The sequence below is a fragment of the Dyadobacter luteus genome, assembly GCF_003383615.1.
Lineage (GTDB): Bacteria > Bacteroidota > Bacteroidia > Cytophagales > Spirosomataceae > Dyadobacter > Dyadobacter luteus.
Window position 1 is genome coordinate 68,777 of sequence record NZ_QNUL01000001.1, and the last position, 14,403, is coordinate 83,179.

The following is a 14,403-nucleotide window of genomic DNA, read 5'->3' on the forward strand; positions in this document are numbered from 1 at the left end:
TTAATAAGTCAAATTATCTGTTTTCTACTCTACTCCTTTTTCATTTCCCAGTCTTTTTCTGGGACGCTGATGCTTCAGTATAAATAGGATTATTTTTATTTCCACCAGACATCAGATACGCTACCAAATCTCTGAGTTCGTTTGGATTCAAACCGTTGATAAGCCCAGGGAGCATCACCGAGACAGTTGAAATTTTAGAAGATACTACATCTTTCTTATTCAATTTCCGGATTGTTTTTGAATCAAACGGATTCTGAGCAATATAATAGAAATTGGCATCCTCATTAATCTGACGTCCCACTATCGATTCATTGTCTTTCATCGTGTATGCGATAGAAGCGTACTGATCTGAGATAGCATTGTTAGGCTCAATAATAGCTTCAAGCATATCCTTCGCAGAAAATCTCGTCCCCAACTGTGTCAGGTCTGGTCCTACATCCGCACCGGATCCCTGAATCGTATGGCAGCGATCACATAAAACTGCGGAAAATATCATTTTTCCCCTCTCAAAATCCCGGTTACTCAAACTATCCTGTACAAGTGCAACAGCATCAGGGAGTTTCCAGCCACGACCCGGGCCTTTGGGGGTGTAAAGTTTAACGAGATCATTTCCATTTCCGGTCAGTAACTCTGCTCCTGAAATTTTATTATAATGTGCATATCTTTCTTTCGGAACATTTTTCAATGCCAACTGACGAGCCTTATCAATAAAGCCGATGTAACTTCTACCACCCTGATAACTAAATGCTTTGTGAAACCAGGCAAAGTATTTATCTCTCAGTTGCGGAGTCCATCCGGTTTTCTGACTGCTTAGCACGATAGCATAAAATGTCTGCTGTGCCGGAGGCATTTTTTCGAGAAGTCCTGCCAGATCTAAACCATACTGCGGGTTTCTCAAAATGAGATCTGCCGAAGCCGTCACCATTTCATTGTCCTTATCGTCAAACTGCTCATTCTTTTCAAGTAATGCCAAAGTTTTTTCAATCACCTTCGGAGCTTCCAGATTAACCAGAATTTTACTAAAAAATCTGTTTAGTATCGGCGATTCAGATGGGTACTTGGGATTCAGATATGCAATCAGTTTTGCTTTGGTGGCAGCATCAGGTTTACCAGTTCTATACAAAATAACTTCAATTGTTCTTAACAAATCCTGTTTCTGAATCTGGTTCAAACCATTGTAATTGATTGTCGTAAGGTTACTGAGTAGCGGACCGCCTACTTTCGATGAATCTCCCTGACGCCCTAAAGCCAAAGATCCATAAATAAGTGTTTGGGGATCTTTCTCTGCAAAAACTTTATCACTCCACTCACTAACAGGCTGATGTTCAACAGCAATGCGTGCTGCGTATCTCAGGAAACGATCACCACTTTTCAGCAGTGGCCACGCAGCCGCTATTGCAGCAGGATCCTTTTTAGCATGAAACTTTTCAATGTCAGTTCTTTGCTTATGCTCTTTTGTTATAACAACTTCTGCTTTGTTGGAACCAGCCGGGATGTTTTTATAATCTTCATAATACACACGATATAAATCCGATTCCAGTCTCCGTCCACCCGTTAAAAAGTAGAGAGCACCATCCGGTCCGATTACACCATCGGTTAGTGGCAATGGCGCACCAGATAAAAATTCTTCGTGATCTGCGGAATATGTCGATCCATTTGGCTTCAGGTGTAAACCGTGAACAATACCAAAACTCCAGTCAAATGCAAGCAGCGTATTTTTATACTTTGCAGGAAATCTCGCATCCTGAAGATAAAGTAAGTTCGTAGGTGAACCCTGACCTATGTTCATAATCGGTGAAAGATTATCCGCAAAAGTAGGTGACCAGTTTGCAGAACCCGTTCTCCATCCGTATTCCGCTCCGCTGGTTGCATGGCATACACGCGTCGGCCGATACCAGGGAGTTCCGAAATCCCATTCCATGTCCGAATCATAAATGAACAAATCACCAGCTTCGTTGAAAGCGATATCGTAAGAATTGCGATAACCTGCACTTACCAATTCCCAATTTTTCCCTTCCGGATCTGTGTGTGCAATCCATCCTCCCGGAGCATTCCGATCCGTTGCATGACCTCTCGGATCTTTGATCCATGGAAACAAATTGTCATTTTTCCAGTTGTCCATTAACAGATACGTATCCATCTTAGGCAGATCCGTAAAATTCCCTGCTACGACATACAAAGATTTTTTATCCGGAGAAAGAACAATACTATGCGGACCGTGCTCTCCTTCACCTTTTAACGCTTTGATCAATGTAATTTTGTCGTACTGATCATTATTGTCAGTATCCTGCAACCGGTACAAGCCACTGCCCTTTGGGAATCTTGGATTTTCCCGGTTATTGATCATGACATACAAACTGTTGAATGCATACAAAAGTCCATGTGCATAACCCATTGCTATTTTTGCTGTATCACCTTCAATCTTAAGTTCTTCAATAACCGGTTCCGCAGTCTGACCGATTTCCGGCAATTTCATTCTGAACAAACTTCCATATTGATCCGAAGTGATCAAACGACCTTTGTCATCAAATGCCATTGAAACCCAGGACCCGTTTTTGGATTCAGACGGGCTGTACAAATGTTCTGCTTTAAATCCGGTTGGTAATTTAATTTTATCAACCTTTGAGCCCGGTGGCCTGTGTTTGGCTGGTCGGTTGCTAATCAAAATTCCGCTTAACACACCCACCGCTATCACCAATGCGAGTGTTATTGGAAGTCTGTACCATTTTTTTTGATTGTACATTTTACAGTTCAGAGTTTAAGTATATAAAATTTTTAAAAATCAGCTTCATGGCACTCTCTTTTATTATTAAATAAAACAAAATAAAACTTAGAATAGTCTGATTTTACAATTATAGGAGTTATCGCTCAGCATACTATCCTGCTGTGTCGGGTTCAGGGAATATTTAAGTAGATTCTAATAGACATACAGTTCAGGTACACATTTGAAAAAATTACGAAATAAAAAAATAATAAACGAAAACAATATTACTAAAAAATAGTAAAACCGGCAGATCACACTTACGAACTGCCGGTTTTCAAATAAAAGCCTCTACAGCCCGGTTTAGAAATGTGGTGTCAGGGCAGCTTCAACCGCTGGTAAACCGTAATAGTCGTCCAGGACAGTAAAAGCATTGTTTGGCGGCACAGCTCCCGGAGGAAAATAGTACGCTGCCGGATTGGCTTTTACCTTTGCTCCGTATGCTCCAATAATTTCCTTCACTCGTCCTGTCCTGGTAAGGTCGAACCAGCGTTTGTTTTCAAAAGCAAGCTCTACACGTCTTTCCTTGAAAATAGCCTCACGCATCGCAGTCTGACTGGTTGCTGTGGTAGCAGACAAACCTGCCCGGGTTCTCACCTGATTAATATAGGTTGCCGCTTCAGCAGGCTTACCTTGCTCGTTAAGCGCTTCTGCCAAAAACAATAATACTTCCGAATAACGATAAACAGGCCAGTTCTGACCAGTATTATTATGCAATGCATGTGTCCTTGCATACTTCTTGATATAAGGATATCGCTTGTTAGTAACCAGACTTCCGCTCAAAGTCACATAGCCAATTGAAATATCCTTACGTTTATCTCCTTCTTCGTAAGCTGCGATCAGGTCCGGCGTCGGGATGTTGTTACTTTCCTGAGAAAGTCCCTGAGGATTGGCAGTGCCTACAATCGGACTTAACTCTTCCGATTTAATAGGAGCAGGAAGAAAGCGATAAATTTGATTTCCGTTAAATCCGGCAGCTCCTTCCATATACTGTATTTCAAAAACAGACTCCTGATTGTTCTTATTTGAGCTGGTAAAAGAGAATGCGTTGTTGTAATCCGGCATCAGCGTATAGCCATCGTTCGTGATCACCTCTCTGGTAAGTCTCTCTACATCAGTCCACTTTTTCTGTGTCAGATATAGATTGGCTAATAAAGTTTTCGCTGCTCCGGAGGTTGCTCTGCCTGCTTGCTGCTTCGCTTTATTGAGCAACAGAGTACTTGCCAACTCTGCATCTGTTTTAATCTGAGCGTAGATATCTTCAGTTGACGCCAACGGTTTGGCTGCATCCTCACGACCGGTTACCGGCGTCAGATGCAAAGGGACTTTCCCGAATAACCGCACCAGATCGAAATAAGCAAATGCACGCAGAAACAGTGCTTCTCCTTTAAGATTGCTTTTTATAGCCGAATCAAAGTCAGCCTGATCAATCGTAGCAAGCACCTGATTCGCCCTGGCAATAATCAGATAATTGAGACGATATTGAACAAGAACGTTGTCGTTTGGAGTCGTTCCATTTGCGGTCGGTACTGCAAAATCAGCTACGTTCTCAGTCGCATCAACCGCTCCAAAAAGCGTGTTTCTAGCGTAATAGGTATTATCTGAATGCATTTCCTCTAATACCCATGCACGTTCATTAAACATCTGACGCAATGGAGCATAAATAGCGTTAACTCCCTGCTGAAAGTCCGCCTGCGTTCGGAAAAATGTTTCTGTAGTCAGTTCTGTTTCAGGAAGAACGCTAAGGAAACCCTCGTTACAACCTGCCAAAGTCAATGCTAACATGCAGGCTCCTATATATTTTATTTTCATATCTGATCTGATTTTATAAATGATAAACAGCCTGGTTTTAGAAGTTGAGATTTACACCCAATGTCCAGGTACGTGGAACCGGATAGTTTGAGAAATCAACACCCTGACTCAGGTTACCACCATCACCATTTCCATCCGCCTGTGCACTTGTTTCAGGGTTAGGTCCACCGGTATAATTTGTGAAAACCCATGCTTGCTGAACGGAGCCATAAACCCTTGCTGACTTAAACACTTTATTAACTTTCCCGATATTGTAACCCAATGTGATATTCTTAATCGTGAAGTAAGAAGCTTTGGCTACAAAATGAGAACTGTTCCAGTCGCGCTCAATACCGGTATAATTTCCGCCATTGTTAGTAGCACCGAACTGTCCGCTACCTGGTGTGATGATCGTTGTTGCCACTCCTGTACCGTTGGCATCAGCTACATTTTTAACTCTGAAACGATCTTTTACTCCGGCAACCATATTGAATACTCCATCAAGATTGGCAGTACTATATAAATGCCTTACCCACAGATCGTTACCATGAGAACCAGAACCTACAATCGAAAGATCCCATTTGCCATAGCTCAGGTTATTCACAATTCCATATGTGAATTTCGGGAATGGATTACCGATGATAGTCCGGTCATCATTGTCACCACCGTTCGTAATCCTTCCGTCACCGTTCACATCCTTGAACTTCACAGTACCGATCGCTGAACGACCCGGAATAACAGGCGAACTGGCTAGCTCTTCCTTACTCATATAAAAACCTTCTTTTTGCAAACCATAGAACATACCGAATGGCTGACCAACCTGCGTGATATGGAATGTACCATATACTCTGTCGATGCCCGGGGCCAGGGCCAACACCTTGTTTCTGTTAAAAGCAATGTTGGCATTCGTTGTCCATTTCAGCTTTCCTTCCAGATTTCTGGTGGTCAATGCGATCTCATGTCCCCACAGTTTAATCTCTCCGATGTTGTCAAAGTAATTGGCAAAACCCGACTCCTGAGGGACCTGAACAGCATACAGAAGGTTGGTAGTTCTTTTGGAATAAAAGTCATACACCAATTGGATACGATCATTGAACAAACCCAGATCCAAACCCAAATCCATTTGTCTTGTAGTTTCCCAGCTCAGGTTCTTGTTGGCCAATGAAATTACGCCTGCACCGGTTGAAACAGTTTCTCCGAATACAGCATTAAGCGTATTACTAACGCGCGCATATTGGGTATAGTTACCGATATTGTTGTTCCCGATTACGCCAATACTTCCACGAATCTTTGCAAAAGAAATGTGGCGGGATGTATTCAGGAAATTCTCATCCGACATTACCCAACCCGCTGATGCAGAAGGAAAAGTACCCCATAACTTTTCATTTCCAAATCTGGATGAACCATCAGTTCTCAAAGCTGCCGTGAACAGGTACTTTCCTTTGAAATTATAAGAAAGACGTGACAGGTAAGAAGTAAGCTTCCATTCACTCACACCATTGAAAGATCCAGGACGGTTCACATTTACCGCACCCTGAATTGTTGGTAGGCGATCATCCGCGTAAGTGTCTGTTTGTATACGCTCAAATTCCTGACGATATCCCTGTTGCGTAAAACCAGCCAGTAATTCGAAATTGTGCTCACCCAAACTTTTGTGATAAGTAGCCGTATTCTCGTTCAGCCAGCCTGTATTTGTCAGAGCCTGACGGATGGATACAGCTGTTGTAGGTATTGGGACGTTAATCGCACTGGTCGCAGTAGAGGGATTGAAGAAGAAAAATCTGTTGTTTTCGAATTCAATGTTCAACGTTGATCTGATATTAAGACCTGGCAACGGGTTAACCTGTAAATAGGTGTTTCCCAGAATCTTAACATTCTTATTTTCGTTTGTCAGTTCATCTGCAGCTCTCACCCAGTTTGGATAAGCATAAATATTCCCCGTGCTTTCCGGGAAACGGTTGAATTTGGTCAGTTCGCCGTTTGCATCTCTGATCGGCATCACCGGCCATGTGTGCAGCGCATTGAACAGGATACCAGTACCACGGTCACCATCGGTTCTCGGTGTGTTATCATAAACATACTGTGGCGCAATGTTGAATCCTACCTTTACTTTACTTGAAAGATCGTAGTCCGTATTCATCCTCAGCGAGTAACGCTTGTAGGTATTGTTTCGCACAACCCCTTCCTGGTTGAAAATCCCACCAACCAATGAAGTCCGCATGTTTTCCTTACTGGATGTCACCGAAATATTATAGCTCTGTATGGGAGCCCTGCGCAGTACCGCATCATACCAGTCGTTATTTTTTCCTTCATAAATGGAAGGATCTCTAAACTCCTCAGGAACAGTCTTATTCTCGTCTTCGTAATATTCTTTCTTAAACTGAGCAAACTCAACAGCGTTAAGCATTTTCACCCGACCTTTCTGAGGCACGTTTTGTGTACCGTAAAATGCGTTCAAGCTCACATTCGTCTGACCAGCTTTGGGCTTTTTAGTGGTAATAAGCACTACCCCATTCGCCGCTCTTGATCCATAAAGAGAAGTCGAAGCCGCATCCTTAAGAATAGAAATATCCTCAATTTCATCGGGGTTCATAGCTCCGATATTACCCGTAATCGGGAAACCATCAATTACATAGAGTGGATCACTACCTGCTGAAACCGATACCTGGCCACGAATACGTACTGACATCCCCTGCCCCGGTTTACCTGTCGTCTGGTTGATCTGTACACCAGCAAGTCGTCCCTGCAATTTCTGTGTTACCTGCGAAACGGGAATATCTTTCAATTCCTCACTTTTCACAGTTTGAACCGAACCAGTAATTTCCTTCTTAAGCTGACTACCATAACCAACCACAACCACTTCTGTAAGTGCTTTGGAATCAGCATCCAGTTGAATATTTATGGTGGAATTGCTACCAATCGAAACTTCTTTTGTCAGATAACCAACAGAAGAAATTACCAGCGTTCCGCCTGCATCAGGTACGCTCAGAGAGAAATTCCCTTCCGCGTCCGACACAGTACCAGTGTTTGTACCCTTCACAAGTACGCTTGCACCCGGCAAACCTTCACCATTTTCATCGGTAACCTTACCGTTGATGGTTTTATTAACTACAGAAATCTCACGGGAGTATCTTGCTTTTGTTAATAACGGTTTACTTTCGGCATAAGAACATAGGGCAAGCGTGGCCATGCATGTAAGCCAAAGCATTCTCCCCCTGTCCCTCATTCCTGCACTCTCATTGAATAGTCCAGATTGAATCATAAAATTGATAGGTTTAGAAAATAAAAGTTTGTTTAAGTCGCCCGGAGGACGTTTAATTTTCATGGTGAATATTACATAGGCTCAGATTTTGGTGGATTTGATATATAGTTTACTGGAGATTATTCTGGTATAGTGAAAGCACAGACCTGAGGTCCGTTTCAGGATCTGATTGATGGGAGGAAATGTCGTTTAGTATAAACATTGGACTGATAATTCGATACATATTTGTATAATAATACCTATTTAAAATAGTATTATTCGCAATAGTAGTTCTATTCTGAAACGAGACTATCCTGCTGTGTCCGGTTTTTACAAATATTTTTAAAATAAGTTTTTATTGAACTATATCATGTAGTGAATCAAAATGGAGTGAGGTTTTGCAAGAATTTGAATTATTCAAGCATAAAAAAACCGATTGCGCAGGCAACCGGCTGATTAATTTTAGATATCTGCAGATTCATGCAAGTAAATCAAGCACAGCTTTGCCTTTCCCGTCCGGAGTTGTGTAAAATGGTCGTTTCTCCACCTCGTATTGCGTGTCCTCAGCTATACCCAACGCGTGGTAAATTGTCTGATGCACCTGATCAATTTTAATAGGATTTTCAATTGTCTTACACGGCCTCTCATCTGCCGTTTTGCCATATACAAAACCTTTCTTCACCCCTCCTCCAAACATCAACATCGAGCATCCGTCTGTAAAATGCCGGTGCATTCCATAGAATTTCATGTCGGTGAGGATATCCGGTTGGGCTACCTGCTCCTGTACTTTTTGATCTGGCCGGCCTTCAACCATCATATCCCTGCTGAACTCGCTTGCAAGGACAATCATCGTTCTGTCCAGAAGACCTTGTTTATCCAAATCCTTTACCAACTGAGCAATTGGCCCATCGATCTGACGCTTCATTTCAACAAGCCGCGTGTTGCCATTTTCATGAGTATCCCAACCTTTAAATGGTTCGTATTCGGTAGTTACACTTATAAAACGAGCCCCTTGTTCAGTTAACCTGCGGGCCAGCAGGCAACCTAAACCAAATTTTCCGGTATTATAGATGTTATAACTTTCTTTCGGCTCGGTACTCAGATCGAAAGCTTTTGATTCTGGCGAATTCAATAATGCGTAGGCTTGCTCCATTGATCGCTTCAAGGACTCTCTCTGATAATCGCTGCCAAACTCTCCCACCGGACTATTATTGATCAACTCATTATATAACTGATTCCGTCTCTCAAAACGTTTGACATCCATACCAACGGGTGGTCTTACGCTGTCGAGTCCCTGCGTAGGATCAGGAATAAAGAATGGTCCGAACTCATTGCCCAGAAAGCCGGCTGTATGAAATGCTTTCAACTCCTCGGCCTCACCAACAGTAAATCTCTGACCAATATCGATGAACGCAGGAATCACCGGATTCTTCGGTCCAAGCTCCTTTGCGATCCACGAACCTATATGGGGCGCCGCCACTGTTTGAGGCGGCTCATAGCAGGTATGCCAGTGATACTGGTGTCTAGAATGAAGAATGTGCCCCATGTCTGCAGCAACATAGGAACGTATCAAAGTTCCTTTGTCCATCACATTTCCGATAGATTGCAGTCCCTCTGAAAAGTGTATTCCGTCAAGAATTGTAGGGACAGATCGAAACGTACTCAGCACGCGGTTCCCTTCAATACCAGTCTCATAAGGAGTAAATTTTTTGGGGTCGAATGTTTCAGTATGAGCCATCCCTCCTGCCATCCAGAGCAAAATAACCGTGTCGGCTTTCGAATTGGATCCTGGTTTACAAGCTGATAAAAGATTACTTACCGGTGATCCTGCCGCCAATGCAGCCATAGTTGCGGCACTTGCCCGTTGCAGAAACTCTCTTCTATTCCAGTTCTTGTTCATATCAAAATCTTAACATATTGATTATCAATCACAACATATAAAATGTAATATATTTTTAAAAAGTATTATATGTACTTATCTTTTTATACAAATAATTGTTTTATTAAAGTATTAAAAATATTTACAGTAAATTATTATTAGACTTTTAAAACATATAAAATGAATTATACATTATAAATGCTTTATACATTTTATACTAATATATGAGTTGAAATTCAGGGGTTAAAGCAATAGCCCAAACCAAATCCTGAATCCCTTCCTCTGTAGGTAATTTCCCTACTATTTTTTTAGCTGCTGTCAGTTCCTTCGGCACAGGTTTTCTGCCTAGCGTATTTTCATACAGTGCATCAATGAGTGCATCCGAAGTTGGATATTTGCTCCGCCAATGGGTTGAACCCTTTTTTAAGGTTTCTGTAAATTTCGATCCATTGGTTAGCTCCAGTGCCTGTAACAAGTTAGCCTGAGACATCCGGCTTGTACTTACCGTCTCTCTGTTGGGTCGTCCCAAAGCGGTTAAAAAAGGATCATTCTTAACCAAAGCTGCGCGGGGAAGAATTTTATTCTTTTTCAAATCTTCTGGCAGTAATTTGTAAACGATCGCAGTATCGGCATACATGGGTTCAAATGAAGCACTGATCGCATCACTGAATTGTTCCGCCGTCATCCGCTTTCTTGCCATACCGGTAAACCTGTAGGATTCCGACATCATCTCATCTGCTTCTTTTACGGAAGAGGAAGGTAGCTGATAGGTTCTGGATGTTACAATCGTATAGATAAGTTTCTTCATGTCATAACCGTTCGCTGCGAAATCGGACGCCAACCAGTCCAGTAAATCCTCGCTCCAGGGAAGGTTATCCATCATATCTACCGGCTCCACTATTCCTCTGCCGAGCAGCTGCGCCCAAATCCGGTTTACCACTGTTCTGTAAAGTCTCCCGTTTTTAGGCTGCACCAGCATATCGGCAAGTTGTCGTAACCTCAACTCTGTATCTTTCGTAACACTTATCTCCCCTAATTCAGGAAATAGCATCCTCGTACCAGCGATTTTTCCTGTCGGTTTATCGCACCTGTTGATTTCAAGAAGAGTATCGGCAAAAATATTCGCGAACGCATAGGCGTCATCCAGTTTCCAGTCACTGATAAAACTATCATGGCATGACGCACATTTAAGGTTGAGCCCTAGCAAGACTTGAGATACATTCTGTGCTGCCTGCATTTCTGTACGCTGACTGCTATTGATGGTACCGCGCCACTTAATACCTTTTATAAAACCCTCAGATCCTTTCACAGGACTCACCAGCTCTTTCACAAGCTGATTGTATGGTTTATTACTTTCGAGAGACATGTACAACCATTTTGTAATATCAAATCTACCACCAGTAATATACCCCGTACCCGAGTAATCGTTTCTCAACGCATCATTCCAGAAAGAAAGCCAATGCTGAGTATACTGATCATTCCTTAACAGCAACTCACTGGCCAATCTCTCTCTTTTATCCGAACGCTTATCTGCCAGAAATGTATTTACCTGCAAAGGCGTAGGAAGCAAACCTACAATATCCAGATATACCCGACGGATGTAAACCTTGTCGTTCACCAATGGTTGCCATTCTATTTTATTCTTTCTGAAATATGCATTTACAAAACGATCAACGGGCTGTACAATATCTCCACTCGCCGGAGGTATTTCAGGATTTCGAGGTTCCAGTCGTGCTACACGGTAAATACTTTTCTCCTTACCATCAGGCCATTTGGCACCTTTTTCAATCCAAAATTTCAGTATTTCGACTTCTTTGTCCGTCAATCTCTTACCCTTCGTTGGCATAGCTTCTTTATGACCTTTGGGCAATGTAATCCTTCGGATCAGTTCACTTTTGTCGGGTTGACCCGGCACGACGACAGCACCGCCTTTTCCGCCCTTCATCATTAATTCCTTTCCGTCCAGACGTAAGTCTCCTTTCGACTTGGCTTCTCCATGGCAACTGTAACAGTTATGAGCCAGGATGGTTCTTACCTGTAAATTGAGATCCAGAAGCTGCTGCTCGCTTAACGCTCCATGATTAGTAAGTACAAAGTCTGTACCGCCAGCGCTATCCTCAGCACTTTGTTGGTTGGGTAATACGCTTGTCAGGTAGTCATCCCCATGTGTGAGCATTGCACCATAGTGTCCGGCAATAGTTACTCCCAATACCGTCAGCACCAAGGCACCTCTATACGCTTTGATGTTATTTCTCTGTAGGAAGAAAGCTGTTACTCCTGATAGGATTGCTGTTGCTATCCCCGCCCATTGATGAATATCCAATAACGGGGCACCATAATCTCCATTATCTGCCAGCAGCAATCCCAAAATCGCTGCGATTATGGCTGTAGTTGTTCCAATAAATATCAGAATCCGACTGGCACCGCGTAATGCATTATTTCCTTTACGCCAGTCTATGACTTCGAGCACCAGTGCGACACAAAGCAGGCTTATCGGAAAATGAACAAGGAGCGGATGTAGCCTTCCTAGAAATTGCCAGAGCCAGAAGGTTCCGGTCGATTGTAAGAGCATGCACATAAAAGAAAACTTGAATAGGTTCAGGACATGGTTGATATACAGAGTTACCTGTAAACAATGGTATAAGTGAAACACCCCTAATTCTTTACTTAACCCCAACACCAAAAAGTACGTGGAACAGGACTTCTGGCTGGCTAACTTTTACATCTTCCAAACCCCGATGTGGCAAGTCCCAAGTAAACAACTACTTAGAAAACAAATTATTGATATAATATAATTAATAATTGTAATTTTATAATAATATTCCTTCTCCTCTATGCAATCAACGTATGAAAAAGCTATTAATCATCTTCATGCTGCTTGCAGCATTCCCATTACTCGCAGACCACATCGTGGGAGGCGAGTTACGATTGAGCCACACTGGTAATAATCGTTACAACATTTCTCTTATTCAATTTTGGGACGGAAATAACCTCATCATTCCCACCAATACAACCGGCGGAAACCGCGATAATAGTGCAGTTATTTTTATATATAATAAAAGGACGCGGGCTTATATGGATCAGGTAATAGCACAATACATTTCTACGGATGATATCCCCTATCAGAACAAGGCCTGTGCAATTTTTAAATCTCTTCATACTTCTGTGGGAGTCTACGAGGGAAGCATTTCGCTTAGCCCACAGCGGTATAATGATCCTGACGGATATTATATGGTATGGGAACGATGTTGCAGGAATTCAGATATTACTAATATTAAAGAGCCACAAACCAACGGAATCACAGTATATCTCGAATTTCCGCCGGTGAGTATCAGCAATTCTTCTCCACAGTTTCAAATACCAAATGGACAATACATCTGCACGAACAGAGATTTTACCATGAATATGTCTGCTATTGATAGTGACGGAGACGAGCTCAGGTATGCTCTTGTCAATCCACTGCGAGGGCACACCAGCACACGGCAGTCCAATGGTGATAACACAGTGAAAAGTAGCTACCCCGAAGTGGAATGGTCCAATGGTTTTTCACTGCAGAATGTAATTTCGGGAAGCAAGCCTCTCCGGATCGATCAGAATGGTATCTTATATGTCAATTCCAATGCAACCGGACTTTTTGTATTTGCAATACAGTGTGAGGAATACAGAAACGGTAAAAAAATCGGGGTTGTCAGAAGAGAATTTCAACTGATGGTAATCGACTGTGACGACGAGGCGCCAGATGTACCCGTGGTGACAGTCAGCGATTTGCCTGTCACAAACATAACTATGTGTTCAGTTCATGCGGTCACACTGGCGATAAAACAGGAATCCGACTGGACCTACCAATGGCAAAAAAACGGATTTAATATTCCCGGTGCCACTGCTCCCAATGTGACAGTGAGCGATACCGGAAGCTACTCGGTGATAAAGAGTTACACAAAGAAATGTACGCGCGACACTACGTCGGCACCCGTTCGAGTGCGACTGCAACCACCTCCGCCAATTGAAATCACATCGCAAGAAAGTAGTATTTGCCCAAATGAAAGGATGCTCCTCACGGGCTCCATTAATGATCCTGAGCGATTCATTTACCAATGGTCCCACAACAACGCAGTGGTAGCCAGCTCGATCAACGAACTTGTTATAAACCAGCCGGGTAATTACAAGCTGATAGCTCAGGATATAGAGTCTGGCTGTAAATCTGAAAATTCAATTTATATCTCACCCGGCGAGTTGTTAGTAACACTACCGGATACCATTACCGGAAATGAAGGCGCTGACATTTCGATACAGCCGGATGTTTTCCCTGATCATGGAGGCAATCAATTCTCATGGACAACAATTGCAGATCCGGGTTTTTCTTTGTCAACAAAAAATATATCGGTGAGTTTGGCTGAAGATACAGAATTTACGCTTGATGTATCCTCTTCATCAGGTTGCCTCGCCTCTTCATCTGTTTTTGTTAAAATCCTCAGTCCTATATACATTCCCACCGCGTTCACACCTGATCATGACGGAATAAACGATACATTTCAGATCTTCAATGCCAAAGATCGTGTACAGGCAGTTACCATTTACAATCGATGGGGACAGGTCATCTTTCGGTCAGAAGGATATAAGGTTCCCTGGGATGGTACTTTTCAAAATGCCAAAGTAAGTGCCGGAAGTTACCCTTACATTATCCAAACCAACGAGACAATTTACAAAGGTGAACTCCTGATTATCCGCTAA

6 protein-coding genes are annotated in these 14,403 nt (G+C 42.6%); 1 reads left to right on the forward strand and 5 read right to left on the reverse strand.

Translation table 11 applies throughout. The features are described 5' to 3' along the window. Positions 1-40 precede the first annotated feature (40 nt). The 5 genes from DSL64_RS00345 to DSL64_RS00365 all read right to left on the reverse strand — a co-directional run bounded on the left by DSL64_RS00345 (position 41) and on the right by DSL64_RS00365 (position 12,250). Positions 41-2,743: a c-type cytochrome gene (locus tag DSL64_RS00345; protein ID WP_115828658.1), complete on the reverse strand. Its 2,703-nt coding sequence runs from the start codon at positions 2,741-2,743 to the stop codon at positions 41-43. Positions 2,744-3,064: 321 nt separating this feature from the next. Then, a complete protein-coding gene (locus DSL64_RS00350; RefSeq protein WP_115828659.1) occupies positions 3,065-4,573 on the reverse strand; it encodes a RagB/SusD family nutrient uptake outer membrane protein in 1,509 nt (502 codons plus the stop codon). 37 nt (positions 4,574-4,610) lie between these two features. Next, positions 4,611-7,814 carry a SusC/RagA family TonB-linked outer membrane protein gene (locus tag DSL64_RS00355; RefSeq protein WP_229216899.1) on the reverse strand — a complete coding sequence of 1,068 codons (3,204 nt, stop codon included), beginning with the start codon at positions 7,812-7,814 and terminating at the stop codon, positions 4,611-4,613. A 457-nt stretch (positions 7,815-8,271) separates the two neighbouring features. Continuing rightward, positions 8,272-9,693: a DUF1501 domain-containing protein gene (locus tag DSL64_RS00360; protein ID WP_115828660.1), complete on the reverse strand. Its 1,422-nt coding sequence runs from the start codon at positions 9,691-9,693 to the stop codon at positions 8,272-8,274. Between the two features lie 196 nt (positions 9,694-9,889). Next, entirely contained in the window at positions 9,890-12,250 is a 2,361-nt protein-coding gene (locus tag DSL64_RS00365; RefSeq protein WP_115828661.1) for a DUF1549 domain-containing protein, read from the reverse strand. 269 nt (positions 12,251-12,519) lie between these two features. Here DSL64_RS00365 and DSL64_RS00370 point away from each other — a divergent pair, with 269 nt between their 5' ends. After that, the gene (locus DSL64_RS00370; protein WP_115828662.1) at positions 12,520-14,403 is read left to right on the forward strand and encodes a T9SS type B sorting domain-containing protein; all 1,884 of its coding nucleotides are present in this window, start codon (positions 12,520-12,522) and stop codon (positions 14,401-14,403) included.